The sequence below is a fragment of the Paenibacillus profundus genome (assembly GCF_021369635.1).
GTDB lineage: Bacteria > Bacillota > Bacilli > Paenibacillales > Paenibacillaceae > Paenibacillus_B > Paenibacillus_B profundus.
The window spans coordinates 43,378-59,718 of the sequence record NZ_JAJNBZ010000027.1; the positions used below are offsets into that span (position 1 = coordinate 43,378).

The 16,341-nt window shown below is 46.0% G+C and carries 19 protein-coding genes and 1 pseudogene; 16 read left to right on the forward strand and 4 right to left on the reverse strand.

Annotated elements, in window-relative coordinates; translation table 11 throughout:
• Positions 1-16 precede the first annotated feature (16 nt).
• From eutC to LQV63_RS23765, 13 genes are all read left to right on the forward strand, one after another.
• Positions 17-976 (forward strand): ethanolamine ammonia-lyase subunit EutC, encoded by a 960-nt coding sequence (gene eutC, locus LQV63_RS23705; RefSeq protein WP_233698547.1) that lies wholly within the window; start codon positions 17-19, stop codon positions 974-976.
• 201 nt (positions 977-1,177) lie between these two features.
• Complete coding sequence (gene eutL / locus LQV63_RS23710) at positions 1,178-1,831, forward strand: ethanolamine utilization microcompartment protein EutL (protein ID WP_233698548.1); 654 nt, start codon at positions 1,178-1,180, stop codon at positions 1,829-1,831.
• An 11-nt stretch (positions 1,832-1,842) separates the two neighbouring features.
• Complete coding sequence (locus LQV63_RS23715) at positions 1,843-2,595, forward strand: BMC domain-containing protein (protein ID WP_233698549.1); 753 nt, start codon at positions 1,843-1,845, stop codon at positions 2,593-2,595.
• Positions 2,596-2,622: 27 nt separating this feature from the next.
• The gene (locus LQV63_RS23720; RefSeq protein WP_233698550.1) at positions 2,623-4,095 is read left to right on the forward strand and encodes an acetaldehyde dehydrogenase (acetylating); all 1,473 of its coding nucleotides are present in this window, start codon (positions 2,623-2,625) and stop codon (positions 4,093-4,095) included.
• An 85-nt stretch (positions 4,096-4,180) separates the two neighbouring features.
• Positions 4,181-4,471 carry a BMC domain-containing protein gene (locus LQV63_RS23725; protein ID WP_005549798.1) on the forward strand — a complete coding sequence of 97 codons (291 nt, stop codon included), beginning with the start codon at positions 4,181-4,183 and terminating at the stop codon, positions 4,469-4,471.
• A gap of 164 nt (positions 4,472-4,635) precedes the next feature.
• A complete protein-coding gene (locus tag LQV63_RS23730; protein ID WP_019420790.1) occupies positions 4,636-5,448 on the forward strand; it encodes an ethanolamine corrinoid cobalamin adenosyltransferase in 813 nt (270 codons plus the stop codon).
• 13 nt (positions 5,449-5,461) lie between these two features.
• A complete protein-coding gene (gene eutD, locus LQV63_RS23735) occupies positions 5,462-6,097 on the forward strand; it encodes an ethanolamine utilization phosphate acetyltransferase EutD (protein WP_019420791.1) in 636 nt (211 codons plus the stop codon).
• An 18-nt stretch (positions 6,098-6,115) separates the two neighbouring features.
• Complete coding sequence (locus LQV63_RS23740) at positions 6,116-6,811, forward strand: hypothetical protein (protein ID WP_019420792.1); 696 nt, start codon at positions 6,116-6,118, stop codon at positions 6,809-6,811.
• 15 nt (positions 6,812-6,826) lie between these two features.
• The gene (locus LQV63_RS23745; protein WP_019420793.1) at positions 6,827-7,102 is read left to right on the forward strand and encodes a EutN/CcmL family microcompartment protein; all 276 of its coding nucleotides are present in this window, start codon (positions 6,827-6,829) and stop codon (positions 7,100-7,102) included.
• Complete coding sequence (locus tag LQV63_RS23750) at positions 7,095-7,640, forward strand: BMC domain-containing protein (protein ID WP_233698551.1); 546 nt, start codon at positions 7,095-7,097, stop codon at positions 7,638-7,640. The genes LQV63_RS23745 and LQV63_RS23750 overlap by 8 nt, the downstream gene beginning before the upstream one ends.
• A gap of 275 nt (positions 7,641-7,915) precedes the next feature.
• On the forward strand, positions 7,916-9,025 hold the full coding sequence (gene eutH / locus LQV63_RS23755) for an ethanolamine utilization protein EutH (protein ID WP_019420795.1): 1,110 nt from the start codon (positions 7,916-7,918) through the stop codon (positions 9,023-9,025).
• A gap of 463 nt (positions 9,026-9,488) precedes the next feature.
• Positions 9,489-9,992, forward strand: a complete 504-nt coding sequence (locus LQV63_RS23760) for a hypothetical protein (RefSeq protein WP_233698552.1) — start codon at positions 9,489-9,491, stop codon at positions 9,990-9,992.
• A 184-nt stretch (positions 9,993-10,176) separates the two neighbouring features.
• A complete protein-coding gene (locus LQV63_RS23765; protein ID WP_233698553.1) occupies positions 10,177-10,371 on the forward strand; it encodes a VTT domain-containing protein in 195 nt (64 codons plus the stop codon).
• A gap of 237 nt (positions 10,372-10,608) precedes the next feature.
• Here LQV63_RS23765 and LQV63_RS23770 read toward each other — a convergent pair whose 3' ends face one another.
• Complete coding sequence (locus tag LQV63_RS23770; protein WP_233698554.1) at positions 10,609-11,391, reverse strand: CPBP family intramembrane glutamic endopeptidase; 783 nt, start codon at positions 11,389-11,391, stop codon at positions 10,609-10,611.
• Between the two features lie 210 nt (positions 11,392-11,601).
• Positions 11,602-12,678: an ankyrin repeat domain-containing protein gene (locus tag LQV63_RS23775; RefSeq protein ID WP_233698555.1), complete on the reverse strand. Its 1,077-nt coding sequence runs from the start codon at positions 12,676-12,678 to the stop codon at positions 11,602-11,604.
• Positions 12,679-13,006: 328 nt separating this feature from the next.
• Between LQV63_RS23775 and LQV63_RS23780 the strand changes: the two genes are divergently transcribed.
• From LQV63_RS23780 to LQV63_RS23790, 3 genes are all read left to right on the forward strand, one after another.
• Positions 13,007-13,234 carry a hypothetical protein gene (locus LQV63_RS23780; protein ID WP_233698556.1) on the forward strand — a complete coding sequence of 76 codons (228 nt, stop codon included), beginning with the start codon at positions 13,007-13,009 and terminating at the stop codon, positions 13,232-13,234.
• Between the two features lie 754 nt (positions 13,235-13,988).
• Positions 13,989-14,306, forward strand: coding sequence for a GNAT family N-acetyltransferase (locus tag LQV63_RS23785; protein WP_233698557.1), 318 nt, complete (start codon positions 13,989-13,991; stop codon positions 14,304-14,306).
• Between the two features lie 8 nt (positions 14,307-14,314).
• Positions 14,315-14,560 (forward strand): alpha/beta hydrolase family protein, encoded by a 246-nt coding sequence (locus LQV63_RS23790; protein WP_233698558.1) that lies wholly within the window; start codon positions 14,315-14,317, stop codon positions 14,558-14,560.
• Between the two features lie 258 nt (positions 14,561-14,818).
• Here the strand turns inward: LQV63_RS23790 and LQV63_RS23795 are convergent.
• Positions 14,819-15,155: pseudogene (locus tag LQV63_RS23795) on the reverse strand (nitroreductase family protein); the annotation flags it as partial.
• The gene (locus LQV63_RS23800; protein WP_233698559.1) at positions 15,155-16,303 is read right to left on the reverse strand and encodes an MFS transporter; all 1,149 of its coding nucleotides are present in this window, start codon (positions 16,301-16,303) and stop codon (positions 15,155-15,157) included. The pseudogene LQV63_RS23795 and the gene LQV63_RS23800, both read right to left, overlap by 1 nt.
• Positions 16,304-16,341: the final 38 nt, after the last annotated feature.

Sequence of the window (16,341 nt, forward strand, 5' to 3'; positions counted from 1 at the left end):
GAAGGAGGAAACTCTCATGAACGAAAAAGATCTGAAATCGATGATTGAATCGATTTTGAACGAGATGGTAGGAAACAAGGCGGAGCAAGAAACAGTAGCAGCGAAGCCTGCGCAAACTGAGGCAACTGAGGCGCCTGTCGTGCAAGCTAAGGCGCCGAACGTAGGTGGGCTTGTACAGGCAAGCATGCCAGTGGAAGAGCAAGCGGACGATGGTGAATGTCTGGATGATATTACGGAGATCGACCTTCGCAAGCTGCTGCTCGTTCCCGATCCAGAGGATCGTGAAGGGTATATGAAAATGAAGGAGAAAACACCGGCCCGCCTTGGCGTGTGGCGTGCAGGTCCGCGGTACAAGACGATTACATCGCTGCGATTCCGTGCTGACCATGCTGCTGCTCAGGATGCCGTGTTCTCCTACGTGTCCGAGGAGTTCGTGAAGGAAATGAACCTTGTACCGATTGCAACGATGTGCCGGGACAAGGACGAATACATTACGCGCCCGGACTTGGGACGTCAATTCTCCAAGGAGACAATCGAGTCCATCAAGCAGCATACGACCAAGCAGGCCAAAGTACAGATTATGGTTGGGGACGGCTTAAGCTCGGCTGCGATTGAAGCGAATCTGCGCGATATCGTTCCAGCCATTGCGCAAGGTCTCAAGATGTATGGCTTTGAAGTAGGCAATATATTGTTCGTCAAGCATTGCCGCGTTCCATCGATGGACGTGATTGGCGATGTGACAGAGGCAGATGTAGTTTGTCTTTTGGTCGGCGAGCGTCCAGGACTTGTAACGGCAGAATCCATGAGTGCCTACATCGCTTATAAACCGACTGTAGGTATGCCTGAGGCGAGACGTACCGTTATCTCCAACATTCACTCAGGCGGTACGCCTGCCGTAGAAGCAGGCGCGCATATTGCTGAGCTGATCAAGACGATGATTGATCGCAAAGCATCGGGGATTGATTTGAAACTATAGAGGTTGTTCAAAAAGTCGTCTTTTGATCACGAAGCAGGACTGAAAGTCGATTCGACATCGAATGTTGCGTTCACCTTCGAAGTCTGGTGCTCATGTAGGTATTGCCTACACTCCGCTCCTCCTTCATGTTCTCACAACATTCTCGGTGCTGAAAACCCGACTTTTTGAACACGCAATTATAGCAATCTCAAGGAGGCTCGTATGAGAAACGAACCGATTCATGCAAAGGTGTTGGGCATAAAAATCATTTCCAACGTTAGCCAGGATATGGCAAGCAAGCTGGAGCTGATGCCGCACCATAAAAGCTTAGGGATCATTACTGCTGACATTGACGATGTAACTTATGCAGCAATGGATGAAGCGACGAAAGCAGCTGCCGTGGATGTCGTATATGCAAGAAGCATGTATGCCGGATCGGCCAATGCTTCGACGAAGCTGGCGGGCGAGGTCATCGGGATTCTGGCTGGGCCAAGTCCGGAGGAAGTTCGCAGCGGCTTGAACGCCGTCGTTGATTTCATCGAAAGCGGCGCTCATTTCGTTAGCGCCAATGAGGATAACAGCATTACTTATTTCGCCCACTGTGTATCCCGCACAGGTACGTACTTGTCCCAGACTGCGGGCATCAAGGAAGGGGAAGCGTTGGCTTATCTAATCGCTCCTCCACTTGAAGCGATGTATGCACTTGATGCAGCGCTCAAGGCTGCGGATGTCACGATTGCCGCTTTCTTCGGCCCACCTTCCGAGACCAACTTCGGTGGTGCATTGCTAACGGGAAGTCAATCGGCCTGCAAAGCAGCATGTGATGCGTTTGCGGACGCTGTCCAATTCGTCGCAGATAATCCGACGAGTTATTAAGGTAGCAGCCCATGAGACATAGCGCGTTAGGGTTGGTGGAAGTTAGAGGGTATTTGGGCGCAGTCGCCGTGGCGGATGCCGCATTGAAAGCGGCGAGCGTTACCTGCATCGGCGTAGAGATCATCAAGGGCGGATTGGTTACAGTCAAGCTGGATGGTGATGTCGGAGCCGTGCAAGCTGCCGTTGAAGCGGGAGCGGAAATGGCTACGCAATTGGATGTATTGGTAACTCGTCATGTGATTGCAAGAATGCATGAAGAGACGGCAGCCTTGGTGGCGAGTCCAGTTGACACAGACGGAAGTCAGGGTCAGTTGGAGGAGTGCGCAGCCAGAAGTCAGGAGCAGCAGGAAGTTACTGCGAAGGTCTCTGAAAGGGACTCTAAGGAAGTCACTGAAAAAGTCTCTAAAGAAATCTTAGAAGAAGTTACTGAAAAAGCTTCTGTAAAAGTCTCTGTCGAGAATATCGCAGAGCGCGCGGTTGGCATCGAAGTAGCTGCAGCGTCCGCTGTTACGGAATCGGCTGCATCTGGATCAAGCGCGAATGCTGAGGTAAAAAAAGCCGCTGCGGCAACCAAGGGAGTCGACGAAGTCAAGCCGACATCCGGCCAGACGGGTACCGTCCCTGCCGCAGTCACAACGGCAGCAACAGCTGAGAAGACGACCAGTGTTCAGAAAAACCAGGGCAATGACAACAATTCGCGTGTGAAGCCAGTGCCTGCACCGGCAGCGAAGCGAAGCAAGAAGACGAAAAAAGCAAGCTCGTAAAAAACGTAGTAGAGAGAAGGAATATTGATGGAAACATTGGATAAAGACCTAAGATCCATTCAAGAAGTCCGTGATCTGATCAAGAAGGCCAAAGAGGCGCAAGTCACGCTGGCCGCGATGACGCAGGAGCAGATCGACGCAATCGTAAAAGCAGTCGCCGATGCTGGATATGAACACCGTGAGAAGCTCGCGAAGATGGCCAATGAGGAAACAGGCTTTGGCCGTTGGCAGGACAAGATCGTCAAGAATGCATTTGCTTCAAAGCAAGTGTATGAGTCGATCAAGGATATGAAGACGGTCGGCGTTCTGAACGAAGATAAAGTGCACAAAGTGATGGAAGTCGCAGTGCCTGTCGGCGTCATTGCGGGCCTGATTCCTTCCACGAACCCAACATCGACGGTTATCTATAAAGCGCTCATTGCGCTTAAGGCTGGGAACAGTATTGTATTCTCCCCGCATCCAAATGCGCTTAAGAGTATTTTAGAAACGGTGAAGGTCATTAGCGAAGCAGCTGTGCAAGCAGGATGTCCAGAGGGTGCCATTGGCGTCATGACGGTTCCGACGATTCAAGGAACGGATCAATTGATGAAGCACAACGATGTTGCCTTGATTCTCGCTACCGGCGGAACGGCGATGGTCAAAGCCGCTTATTCATCCGGTACGCCAGCGATCGGCGTTGGTCCGGGCAACGGCCCTGCCTTTATCGAGAAGAGCGCGAATATTCCGCTTGCAGTCAAGCGCATTATGGATTCCAAGACGTTCGACAACGGCACGATTTGCGCATCAGAACAGTCCGTCGTGGTTGAAGCGTGCAGCAAGGATGCGGTTGTGGCTGAATTCAAGAAGCAGGGAGCGTATTTCCTCTCCGCAGAGGAGTCTGCACAGCTTGGCAAATTCATTATGCGGGCCAATGGCACGATGAACCCGCAAATCGTTGGCCGCAGCGTGGAGCATATCGCGAAGCTGGCGAACCTGGACATTCCAGCGGGTACACGCGTGCTGATTGCGGAAGAAACACGTGTCGGTCCAAAAGTTCCGTATTCACGCGAGAAGCTGGCTCCGATTCTGGCTTTCTACACAGAAGACAGCTGGGAAGCGGCATGCGAGCGCTGCATCGAGATTCTGAATGGAGAGGGTGCCGGCCATACAATGGTCATTCACTCCGAAAATGAAGAGATCGTCCGCCAGTTCGCTTTGAAAAAACCTGTATCCCGCTTGTTGGTCAATACGCCGGGTACACTTGGCGGCATCGGCGCAACGACAGCAATCGCACCGGCGCTTACGCTGGGATGCGGCGCGGTTGGCGGAAGCTCGACATCCGACAACATCAGCCCACTCAATTTGCTCAATATTCGCAGAGTCGCATATGGACTAAGAGAAATGGAAGACTTGGTGGAGCAGGAGCAGCCAGCAGCGCAAGATAAATTGGCAAGCATCGATCTTGGAGACAAAGAACAGTTGATCGGCATGATCGTAGCTCGTATTCTCGAAAAAATGTAAGTTCGTAGTTTCATAGTCTCACAACCAACGTGTACTCAAACATTTATCATAAACAAATTAACTAATTACTAGGAGGAATTTTATCATGGCAAACGCAAACGCATTGGGAATGGTGGAAACAAAAGGTTTGGTAGGTGCAATCGAAGCAGCAGACGCAATGGTGAAAGCAGCTAACGTTACATTGATCGGTAAAGAGCAAATCGGTGCAGGCCTCGTAACCGTTATGGTTCGCGGCGACGTTGGCGCTGTTAAAGCAGCTACAGATGCAGGCGCAGCAGCAGCAGAGCGTGTCGGCGAATTGTTGTCCGTTCATGTGATTCCAAGACCGCATTCGGAAGTAGACGCAATCTTGCCTAAGACAAAGACAGTAGAATAATTACGGATTCCGGACAAGCCTAACGATTAGGACGGAAGAAGGGTGCGGGCTCAGGCCCGCATTCCACTTCCCGACTATCGCGATTTACCTTGGCCGTAGCGGGCAGGATGATCGCGCAACGAGAAGTAGTTGAACACGCATTCGCACTAGAAGGATGTGAGAACATGGCTGTGATTACGGAAAGCGAACTGCGCAAGCATTTTCGAAATCAGAATTTGAAGGATGTTGCCGTTTATGAGACGGCAGCAGGGACGATTCTGACGCCATCGGCCAAGAGCTTTTTGACCGATCATCAGATTGAGCTTCGATATGTGAAAGCTCCTGAACCTGGGGCAGATGTAGATACGGTGGAAACACCGGCGCCTAAGAAGGAAGTCAAGCTTCAAATTACGAAAAACCTGGATGTTGAACCCACATCTGAAGGAAAGAAACGGTTTCGTACGCTATATGGCGGATTTTTGGAAACGAAACCGGAGCATATGACGCATTTGTATGGAAATATGCTTGTATTTAAAGATCATCCCCGGATATTATTCCGCGGCAAGCTGGATTCATTGGAAACGAAATTATTGGAAGCACAAATCAGCTGCTTCAAGCTGAACATGACCAAGCTGGTCGATGATTTGGAAGAAATCTTGCAATTCGTGCGGCGAATCGTACGGTGCGAAGTGCTGAATGAAAGCATTGAAGAGTTTCATTTGCTTGGGATGACAGCTAAGGAGCTGCGGGAGCAGTCCCATTTTCCCAAGAAATACTTTGGATTGGAACATTTTCAACCCAGCTATGATATGGGCGAAGCGGTTGTTGTCATAAATGCGTTACGCACATTGACAAGGGAGACGGAGCTGTTGGCTTACCAAGCCTTCAAAAAAGAACACGGAGAAGCAGAGCGCGAAGATATCATTCGGACGCTGAACCGACTGTCCTCCTTGTTCTGGATTATCATGTTCCGCATCCGTGTTGGACAGTACAACTGATGAGGTGAGCATAGTGGATAACGAATTGGTAGAAAGCATTATCAATGAAGTGGTCAAGCGAGTGCAGGATGAGGCCTGCATCGAGATTGAAGCATCCGGCAAGCATGTGCATTTGAACCGCGAGGCGATTGATGCATTGTTTGGCGAAGGCTATCAATTGATGAAAGCAAAGGATCTTTCCCAGCCGGGACAATATGCATGCAAAGAGCGCGTTACGCTGATCGGGCCTAAAGGCTCTCTGCATAATGTCGTCGTGCTTGGTCCTGAACGCAAGGAATCGCAGGTAGAGGTTTCGCATACGGATGCAGTCGTGTTGGGAGTACCTGTTCCCGTGAAAGAAAGCGGCAAGCTGGAAGGAACTCCGGGCATCGTGATTGCTTCGGGCAGCAATATGATTCGGTTGGAGCGAGGATTAATCGCAGCTCAGCGGCATATTCACGTGAAGGCGGAAGACGCAGAGAAATACAACGTGAAGAACGGCGAAATCGTACAGGTCAAAGTGTACGGCAAGCGACCTCTCATTTTCGACGATGTGCTGGTTCGAGTCAGCTCCAATTATGAAACATATATGCATATCGACTATGACGAGGCTAACGCATGCGGCTTTGCTAAAGGGACGAAGGGGAAAATTTTGAAGAAGAGCATCTAGGTTTAGGAGCGTGAAAAAATGAACATAGAAGCTCTGGATCGGGCTGCGATCATTGAAGCCGTTACGACTGAAGTGATCAAACGGTTGGGGCAGGGACAGACGGACGAACCGACCGTTCCCAAGAAGCAAGCGGTCCTTTTGACTGTGTCACCGGTACCGGAACTGGAGAGCATGCTGGATCAGCACTATGAGGTGCGTTATTACGACGAATCGCTTAGAGATTGCGATGTGCTGATCATTCCGAAGCTGTGCCTTCAACTGTTGTCCAACCTCGCTAACGGTATAAGCGCAGGCCCGCGTGAACGGTTCGTGCTGACGATGCTGTTGAAGGGGCGGAAGGTTGTTGCCATCGAGGAAGGACTGCTTTATCGCAAATACAAGTCGACAGCACCTGTCTTATTGTACAAGCTGTACGACGAATTTGCGGACAGGCTGAACAGCTACGGCATCCGGGTGGTCAAAGAACAGGAATTGCTTACTACTTGTATGGAGGATGGCCGGGCTACGGCTGTTACTCAGGTTGATAGAAGTAGCGAATCTGTTGATGCACCGCTCCACCCGGAAGTGTTGAATCGTAAAGTCATTACCGAAGCGGAACTGAAAAAATACCGTCTCCAAAACGGGAAAGAGATTGTAATTGATCGGCACAGCATTATAACGCCGCTCGCTCAGGATTATTTGCGCATGCAGCAGATGCAAGTGCACAGAAGATAACGGCGGGGTGAAGCTATGATCGTGGGACAAGTTACGGGAAGCCTATGGGCTACCCGCAAAGACAACAAGCTGAACGGTCTGACCTTCCTGGTGGTCAAGCCGTTATCGTATAACGATGAACCTGTTCAACGCGACTACTTCGTCGCTGCGGATAACGCGGGAGCAGGCATTGGAGATACCGTGCTCGTGACGACAGGAAGCGCTGCCAGAGCATCGTTTGCCAATTCGGATGTGCCTGTTGACGCAGTCATTGTCGGCATCGTCGATTCCATCGAGGTGGCCCATGATTAGTGCGATTGGTGTTGTTGAGCTGCGCAGCATAAGCAAAGGATATGAGACAGCAGACCGCATGCTGAAGACTTCTCCAGTCAACGTGCATCATATGAAGCCGATTTGCCCGGGCAAGTTCCTCATCATGATGAGCGGCGACACCGCAGACGTGCAGGCAGCGATGGATGCAGCAAGGGCGGATGCGGGCGAATTCCGAATCAGCGATTTTGAATTGCACGGCGTGCATCCTGACATCGTAGAGGGGTTGAAGCGAGCTAATTCTTCTCAGCCTGTGGACGCGCTTGGAATAGTGGAGACATCTACGGTGTCTTCCGGTATTTTTGCATTGAATGAGGCTCTGAAGCAGTGTGATATTCATGTGAAAAAAATGAACCTCGGCATGGCGATTGGCGGCAAGTTCCTTGCCGTGTTCACGGGAAGCGTCAGCGATGTCGAGCAGGGGATGAAGGTGTTCGTATCCTCCATGGATCAAAAGCGGATTGTGCATCATACCGTGATACCTTCCCCGACCGAGGAAATCAAACAACACTTCCGATAGGTAGTTCAAAAAGCTCGCTTTTGATCACGAAGTGACACTGGAAGCAACTCGGCATCGAATCTTGCGCTCACTCTTGAAGTCCGCTGCTCATGTAGTCTCGCCTACACTGCGCTGCTCCTTACAAGTTTTACAAAGTAAAACTCGCTTCGGAAGCATACGCTTCGAGTTCACGCAAGCTTCTCGGTGCTGAAAACCGACCTTTTTGAACGCTATACCGGAAGAAAGTTAAAAAGTTCGCTTTTGATCACATAGTGAAAGAATGGAGGAGCACGTTCGTGGAGATTAATGAAATCATCATATACGGCATGGTTATTTTCATGATTCTCGGTGCCATCGACAAGTGCATCGGGTACAAGTTCGGGTTGGGCCACCAATTCGATGAGGGGATTATGGCCATGGGTTCGCTCACGCTGGCCATGGTGGGGATCATCTCCCTATCGCCGGTACTGGCCAAGTTGTTAAGCCCGATTGTCGTTCCATTGTACAGCGCGCTAGGAGCTGACCCTGCCATGTTTGCTACTACGCTGCTAGCAAATGATATGGGCGGATTCTCACTGGCACAGGAGTTGGCGCAGACTCCGGAAGCTGGCTTATTCGCGGGTACGATTCTAGGGGCTATGCTTGGACCTACTATTGTATTCATCATTCCGGTTGCGCTTGGCATTATCAAGAAGGAAGATCAGAAGTATTTGGCTACAGGCGTATTGGCTGGTATCGTCACGATTCCACTCGGTTGCTTGATCGGGGGATTGGTGGCTGGTTATTCGATCTCGATGATTTTGTCCAACTTGGTGCCGATCATATTGTTCGCAGTACTTATCGCACTGGGCTTGTGGAAATTCCCGCAGGGCATGATCAAGGGCTTCACGATCTTTGGACAGTTCATTGTTATCGTAGCGACACTCGGACTCGCGGTTGGCATCGCGCAGCAGCTAACGGATATCACAATCATTCCGGGGCTTGCGCCTATTGAAGAAGGAATTAAAATTGTTGGCGATATTTCCATAGTGTTGGCAGGTGCCTTTGCAATGGTATTCGTCATTACGAAGGTGTTCAACAAGCCGCTCATGAAGCTGGGCAAGATGCTTGGCATGAACGAAATCGCAGCAGCGGGCTTGGTGGCTACGCTTGCCAACGTCATTCCGATGTTCGGCATGATGAAAGACATGGATGCGCGGGGCAAGGTCATCAACGTGGCTTTTGCCGTGTCCGCTGCATTCGTGTTCGGCGATCACCTCGGCTTTACGGCTGGGGTAGCGAAAGAAATGATTTTCCCGATGATTGTCGGGAAGCTCGTTGGCGGGATTACGGCGATTTTCGTAGCTGTATTTTTGGCGAAGAAAATGGCTCCTGAACCGAAGGAAGGGCAGCAGGAGGCCGTATAAGGCCGGGTTTGCTCCGCAAGCCGCTGCTCTGTAGTTAATGGCTTTCTCTCCAATATAGGACTCTCTCATAATTGGTGCCTCGCATGCCGAGCAATCGGCTGCGGGGCATATTTGTTTTTGTGGTGCATACAAAAGAAATGAAACGAATCGTAAAAGCCCCTGATTCATTAATTATCGCATCAGCAATATATACAAAATACGATCTCTTCACGTTCGACAAAGGTATGTTCTTCGCAGAAAGATATGGAATTAATTTGATTAAGGATATCGTTTGAAAATACAATGGCTGCTTCTTCAGATTTCTTCTCTTCTCATCTCATGGATTTTTATTAGACACTCCATCCTCTCCCATTAATCTCGTTCGTTTTAGATATACTCAAGTCTTGTTGAGCAATTTCCTTTTAACTGTTATACACTTGTGGCACTTAACGCTATTGAGAAGAAATATATGGGGGTGTTTTCGATGAAGGTGTGGTTAAAACATCCAGATCCAAACAATAAGTACGGAGCGAAGTTTACATTAGGGGATAGGGAGGTACAATTGACGGAAACTGCAATCATATCAGTAACACGTGGAGAAAAATTCAATATTTTCAGAATAATCATCAATGGAATTATTAATGAAATAGTAAAGAAACAACTTACTAAGAATGAATCTTTATTATATGCCGAACTCTCAGGAGAACTTCAAGGAGGAATTGGTCAGACCGTAACTGTATGGAAAGATGGGAAATCAATGAATCATTTTAAAACCAAAGGTGTACACAAGTTTGCAATGAGATTTTTTGGATGGGTGTTTTATAGCGGTAAAGTGCAAGCATATTTTTTAACATGGAGAATCTCGAACCAGATTCCTAATGACATAGAAATCGAAGAAGTAATTAAGAAATATGGAAGACATTTTGACGGGGGAAAGCTTGTCAGGCAAGCTCAACAACCTCCCAAAATATTGAAAGAGATGAAATGAATCATTGGAAATACATTTGAAGTTGAAAGTAATTCGAGAAGTTAGGCCCTTCAGCTAATACCGTTATTCACGGGGCCTGTCGGCTCCTTGGCCCGCCCGAGGAGTTTACCAGAGAAACCCATACACAGGCAGGACTGTTCCTGCGGTTTAAGTGAAAGTCTAAGTAGAGGTGGAATACCACGGAATGGATCTACGAAGCGATTTCTCAATATGGATATGCAGCATTATATCTGCTTCTGGCCCTCGGCATTTGACTTGCTATTTCTCTGGAATCACCGGGATGGGCTATAAAAAATATCTGCTGATTTCTGGGCTGGGCGCATTCGCCTGGTGCCTGATTTTTATTACGCTCGGTTATTTCGTTGGTCTTCACGCTTGAGCAAAGAAGCTGATTGATTTCGGAAGCAAGGAGGGAAAATGCTCTTCGCAGGTGGGCAGAAGTCGAAGTTTACGGATATTAAATTGAAAATATCCAAGTTGATACAGGAAAAATAAATTATGGAATAAATCTGACGGCCCCCCAGATTGGCTGCCTTAAGCCAGTGAGGGGTGCGAATATTGAAACGTTATCAGAAACCACCCCAAAACGATTTAAATAGGTGACTTATGAATAAATTTATAAATTCAATTCTGTACGCTTGGAAGAATTCAGCTTACTGGTACACAGCCATACGATAAAAAAGTTCAGCGCGACAACGATCACATTCCCTATCATGCCGCCCGTGTAGGGGAAACTGAAAATTGTCTGAAAGTAATTCCATGAAATATGGAATCCGATAGCGAGCCAGAGGCTGCCTGTTCTGACGAACATATAGATGAACATCAACCCAGCGGCAAAGGCCATAATAAAGGCAAATAAATGATACTGCGGATTCACCAAGTGCATACACATGAACAATGCTGAAGAGACGAAAGCGGCAACCCAAGTATTGCTCGTCTGCCGGATAGTCGTAAACAAATATCCTCTGAATAACACTTCCTCGCCCGTTCCGACTAAGATACACAGGATCAAATTAGGCAGGAGAAGTGACGTATCGATCGTTGATAAAAAGCTCGCTTCCATTTCTCCCGTGAGAATCATTTGCAAGCCAAGCAAAAGCATGCAGGCAAAACCAAGGACAACGCCATACAGCAAATTTATAATACCTTTTACTGTTATTCCAATATCGCTTAACGGCCTGCGATCGAACACCTTCAAACTGAAAACAACAGACAACGTTAAAGAAAGCGGAATGACCAAATTCGAAACTTTTCCCTGCCCGGTGACGAACTTGAACCCATACGCAATCGAAAAGAGCAGCGCGATAAAAATGAGGCCAAGCCTTAGTACCTTCCAAAATGTCTGTAAGTTCCTTTTTTTTGTATGTAACCACCTTGCTCCATTCCTTCCTGTCATCATATAGATGTTTGCTTATATCTTAAATATACGCTAGTAATTAAACCCAATACAACGAAACAATTTCAGTACACTCCTTAAAAATTTATTAACACCAAGGCAAGTTTCTTGCAGCGTAAAAAACGAAGAGCGGCTGACAAAATTAGCATTTTGTTCAGCCGCTCTCTCGATACATAATAAGTTTTAATCGACCTAGAAGGGATAGTCCTATAACTAAAGTTCTCCCTCAAGAATCTTTACCAGATACACTTCAGGATGTGCAAGGAATTCTTCAAAGCTGCACAGATCCGCATAGTCCCTGTGCTCCTCATCATAATAGCCTACACATTTGTGCTTCGGATTCCAGACAATTAGGATATCCGAGTAGTTGTCCACTTCCGCAGACAGCCGCAACAGTTTTTGCCGCCCGGCTTTCATCTCAATCGTATCGGTAAACGTGAAAAATTCGACATATTCAATGCTATAATCGTTCTCCGGCAAATCAATGCGCAGTTTGTCTCCCGTCAGGAAAGTCATGAGGTCTTGGGGCAGCTTATAGTTTTTCAGCGCATACCGTTTATTTTCCAGATCATGAAATGCAGGTGGCTCCAATGATTTCAAATATTCGGCCATAGCCGTGTTCTTGCTTCTTATCGCAATCGTATAAGCCCGTTCTCCATCTTTTTCCGGGATAGTGACATCTGCACCGTGTTCAACCAGGTATTTGACCATCGCAAGATCGCCATTTCTTGCTGCAACCGTTAAGGGAGTGGCTTTATACGGATATACCATATCCGGTTCGTTGAAGTTAATATCTACGCCATGCTCCAAAAAGAATGAGACTGTTTTTAAGTCATGTTTATCAACCGCTGTTCTCAGCGTTTTACCGCCATGCTTTTTAATATCCAAGCCAAGCTCATGAATAAGAGGGATGTTCTTTTCATTTCCATAATAGGCCTGTTCGTAGGCACCTGATTGGACATTGTTGAGCGCGTTCAGCTTAGCTCCGTGAGCCGCGACATAACGGACGATCTCTTCTCCGCAATAGCGTACGGCAGTCAAAAAGGAGGGATTATTGTTGGCATTCAAATGAACCCCATGCTCGACTAGCAGCTTCAGGACTTCCATCTGTTCTGAAAGGAGTGCAATATCTAAGGGACTCAATGTGGTGTACTGGCTTAGCGCGATACCTTGTTCGATATCCCAACCATTGGCAAGCGCTTCGCGCAGCGCTGGAACATTTCCTTCATGAATGTGCATCGCAATTACGGGGAGAGTATCGAAACTGCCGATATCCTTAAGTTTGATCATATGTAACCACTCCTGTATCGTATATTCAAACATACCGCCTGTTTTCGATAGAATGGGCTTGCCGTACAAGTGCCAAGCGTTTCTACAAATCTTGCAAAATGAGCCGTGAATTTCTTCTCGGATGGTGAAGACTTCCTTGTATAAGTATATATAAACTAGAACTCATAAACCAACATATCGGGCGGATCGGCTCTTCCAACAGTCAGCTGGATTGAATGTGCTATTAATGAGAATTATTATCATTTATAATGTAAACAGCGGCCGCGACGGTGACATCTTGGCCGTGAGCAGCATGAGGGATATTGAGGAAAGGGATTGACACGGTGAGTTGAATGTTAAAGATCATATACTATTGTGGAATCATGCGGTAATTAACGTCATGGATGTTCGTCATATGGTGATGGAGTTCAGGGAGCAAGTGCACGCTTATCGCTTACCTGCCAGCGCCTTCTTGTTTGCGACACGCGGCAGTGCGCAAATTTGGCTGAATGGCAATGTGAACATGGTTCGACGGTTTCACGTATTGCACGGCGGCAAAGGCAGAGTGGAATGGTAAAGAAAAGAAGGCGGTCCTTACAACGGGAAATGCCTAATTATTCTCGTATGGGATATAAGCCGAGGCACAACGACAGCAACACTAATACTATGAGTATGTACCTAGCGAAAGGAGGTTGCTCGCATGAGTGGAGTTGTTGGAGGCGTTGGATGTGGTGGAGTCGGTGGTCTTTTTACTTCTACGGGTGTAATCTTGGTTCTGTTCATTTTGTTGGTAATCATATTAAGTTCGTGTTTTATTTAAAAGATCCGAATTAGGCCGTATCTTCTTAGGCCAGTGCTCATGGACGACCTTTATTGCATGCCCTGCTTATTGTGCAGGGCTATTTAGTTTGTTTTGGTGTATACTGGAGCCGAACCGGTTCGCCGGTACAGTCGAAGAGCCGTTGGGAAAGCATCCCACGGCTCTTTTGCCATTGAATTGACATTGATACATCAGGGGTTTGGAGTTTGATGTGATATCCACATCCTGAATAATTATTAATACATTTACCTTAGTAGGGGGAAATAGTAATTTCGTGTAGAATATACATGTTAAAGTAGGTGAAATTTATGTCGAAATTAATTGAATTAGTTACTATTGTTATGGGCGCATCTATGATCTTCATCAGCTTGCCTAGTAATACAGAGGCAGCAACGTGTTACAACAAAATTATTTATAAGACAGAAAGGTACTGTCTTGATGGAAGAACCTACATCAAGAATTACTATTCTCAAGATTGCAAGTATGACAACGGCAAGGTCGCAATTGAAAAATGGGTCGAGACGGAAAGCTATGGTGGGTGCGCGGTAGCCTCCACATTGCGATCCACTCCAGTTACCGCAATAAAGGAATTGGTAGATTACTTCTCGCATGGTCTAAAGATTTCGTTCTTAATCATGCTGAATTTGAGAGATTAACTTTATATGTGTCTGACAATAATAAAAATGCGATTCATTTATATGAAAAGATGGGATTTTATATCGAAAAATCAAACTATAACTTTATAAGTGGACTTTTCTTTAAAGAACCGAATTGGCATTTTATGACGTGTAAAGTAAAGGCATTGATGGATCAGAAGGCAATTGGCTAGAACAAAGCATGGAGGAGCGTGCACAAGAAGTTATTCACGCCATAAATTGGGCTAAAACTTTACCTACGATTGATAGTGAACGCATCGGTTTATGGGGTGCAAGCCAAGGGGGCTGGGTTATTCCGAAAGTCGTAAAAGAGGATAGAAATATTGCTTTCAGCATTCTTGTCTCGCCTGCTATAAATTGGATTGCTCAAGGAAAATACAATACAAAAAAAGTTTGGAAAAAGAAGGGTACTCCGAAAAAGAGATAGAACAGGTAGAAAAATATGATAGTAAAGTTTTAGACTTGTTGAACTCACAATCGTCCTATGACGATTATCTCAAAATTGCTATCTTTCTGACGAAAATTATTTAAAAAATGTAACTCAATTTGTTAGTAAGATGAAGTGAAAAGAAAGAAGAAGAAACTAGAAGCTATCGCCTCAGGTTCTTCTCTTCCTACGGATACGCACGAGGATTAAAGCTTTGTTTTGAAAGATGGAGCCCTTGGTTCCCTTATTTCAATTACTTTACTTTCTAAATACTTTAATTCGATTTTCATCTGGAATAAAACCTTTTTCTTTTGGTTTAGAGGCTATCCCACCAAATGGCATTTGTGCTCTTAGATTACAAGATTGAGGTATTTGCCATGCTTTTTTAATCGCATCGTCAATAAGTGGATTATAGTGTTGTAACGAAGCACCTATGTCTTCGACAGCTAATGCTGTCCAGATAGAATACTGGGCAATACGATATTACTCAGCGTATCTTCTACAATGTCCCACAATTAATATGATGCTTACCAATGAGGACAACAGCACGAGATGATAGTGAGTTAAAAGCTGAAGGGCTGTATTTCCCAGCATTTATTTAATAGGTGATATTTTGTTTCCTATCTTAAAAATAGTAAAAATCATTAAAAATGCAGTACCCATTATGACTATCAAGGCAGGAGTAAAGTTGTCAAAAACATCTGCAGTGAGACCGAATAACATAGGGCCAAGGGATCCAAACATAAATCCTCCAAATTGCATCATAGCAGACCATGATGTTGCTTCTTCCTCACTATTAGCCTCTTCAATAGGAATGAGTAGAGCTAAAGGAAAAAGACCACCAGCTCCAATTCCTAAAAATATAGTAGCTATCCACGGAAGAGAATGTCCCATTAACAAGCCAATTCCTATTAATTCCGACAGACTACATACAAGTAACCAAGTTTTTCTACCACCTATTTTGCTAACGAGTACGGGCATTAAAAAACTTACAGGTATTTGTATAGCTGTAAATAAAGTGAGAATGAAACCGGATTGAGAATGGCTTATACCCATTGATTGTACAAGCGGTGCTAACCAAGCTGTTATAGAATAAAAAATAGCTGCCATGCAACCAAAAAATAACATAAACAAATAAACACGTTTATTCGTTATACGTAAAGACGGAATAGCTATCACCGTTTTATTCGTTTTTCCTTTTCTTAAAAGGGGAAGAAGTGATAAAGCGGCGATAAAAGCTAAAATACTCCAGAAACTTAATGCATGCTGCCAGGAGCCCTTCAATTTTTGGAACAACGGTACAGATAAGCTAGATGCAATCGCTGCACCAATTACCATGGAGACAGAATAAACGCTTGTTACACTAAGTTTTTCAGGGAAATACTTCTTTATAAATCCTGAAATTAATGGCCCGGTAATACCGATCCCAATACCAGAACATAATGCTGTAGCGAGTAAGAGTACACTGCTGTTAATGAATGCCCGAAAGAATGTTGCGACAAAGATCAAAAGCATTGCTACAAATAAAGATTTTTCAATGCCTAAACGAACACTTAATTTGATGGATAAAAGAGCAAATAGCCCCATACAAAAAACAGAAAGTGTGGTAATTAAACTAGCTGTAACTCCGCTCATTCCTAAATCTGTTTGTATAACGTCGAGTAAAGGCCCAACAGATGTAATCGACGGTCTTAAGTTCAATGAAATAAAAAAGATGACCACTACAAGATAGATAAAATGCACGTAGGTTACCTCCTTCCCTTATCGTTGAATGTAGTGTA

Coding starts and splice junctions, on each gene's coding strand:
- LQV63_RS23745 (WP_019420793.1), top strand. CDS start 6,827: ATGATCGTGGGACAAGTTACGGGAAGCCTATGGGCTACCCGCAAAGAC.
- LQV63_RS23740 (WP_019420792.1), top strand. CDS start 6,116: ATGAACATAGAAGCTCTGGATCGGGCTGCGATCATTGAAGCCGTTACG.
- LQV63_RS23720 (WP_233698550.1), top strand. CDS start 2,623: ATGGAAACATTGGATAAAGACCTAAGATCCATTCAAGAAGTCCGTGAT.
- eutC (WP_233698547.1), top strand. CDS start 17: ATGAACGAAAAAGATCTGAAATCGATGATTGAATCGATTTTGAACGAG.
- LQV63_RS23785 (WP_233698557.1), top strand. CDS start 13,989: ATGGGTCGAGACGGAAAGCTATGGTGGGTGCGCGGTAGCCTCCACATT.
- LQV63_RS23775 (WP_233698555.1), bottom strand. CDS start 12,678: ATGATCAAACTTAAGGATATCGGCAGTTTCGATACTCTCCCCGTAATT.
- LQV63_RS23790 (WP_233698558.1), top strand. CDS start 14,315: ATGGAGGAGCGTGCACAAGAAGTTATTCACGCCATAAATTGGGCTAAA.
- eutL (WP_233698548.1), top strand. CDS start 1,178: ATGAGAAACGAACCGATTCATGCAAAGGTGTTGGGCATAAAAATCATT.
- LQV63_RS23730 (WP_019420790.1), top strand. CDS start 4,636: ATGGCTGTGATTACGGAAAGCGAACTGCGCAAGCATTTTCGAAATCAG.
- LQV63_RS23760 (WP_233698552.1), top strand. CDS start 9,489: ATGAAGGTGTGGTTAAAACATCCAGATCCAAACAATAAGTACGGAGCG.
- LQV63_RS23770 (WP_233698554.1), bottom strand. CDS start 11,391: ATGATGACAGGAAGGAATGGAGCAAGGTGGTTACATACAAAAAAAAGG.
- LQV63_RS23750 (WP_233698551.1), top strand. CDS start 7,095: ATGATTAGTGCGATTGGTGTTGTTGAGCTGCGCAGCATAAGCAAAGGA.
- LQV63_RS23715 (WP_233698549.1), top strand. CDS start 1,843: ATGAGACATAGCGCGTTAGGGTTGGTGGAAGTTAGAGGGTATTTGGGC.
- LQV63_RS23725 (WP_005549798.1), top strand. CDS start 4,181: ATGGCAAACGCAAACGCATTGGGAATGGTGGAAACAAAAGGTTTGGTA.
- LQV63_RS23765 (WP_233698553.1), top strand. CDS start 10,177: ATGGATCTACGAAGCGATTTCTCAATATGGATATGCAGCATTATATCT.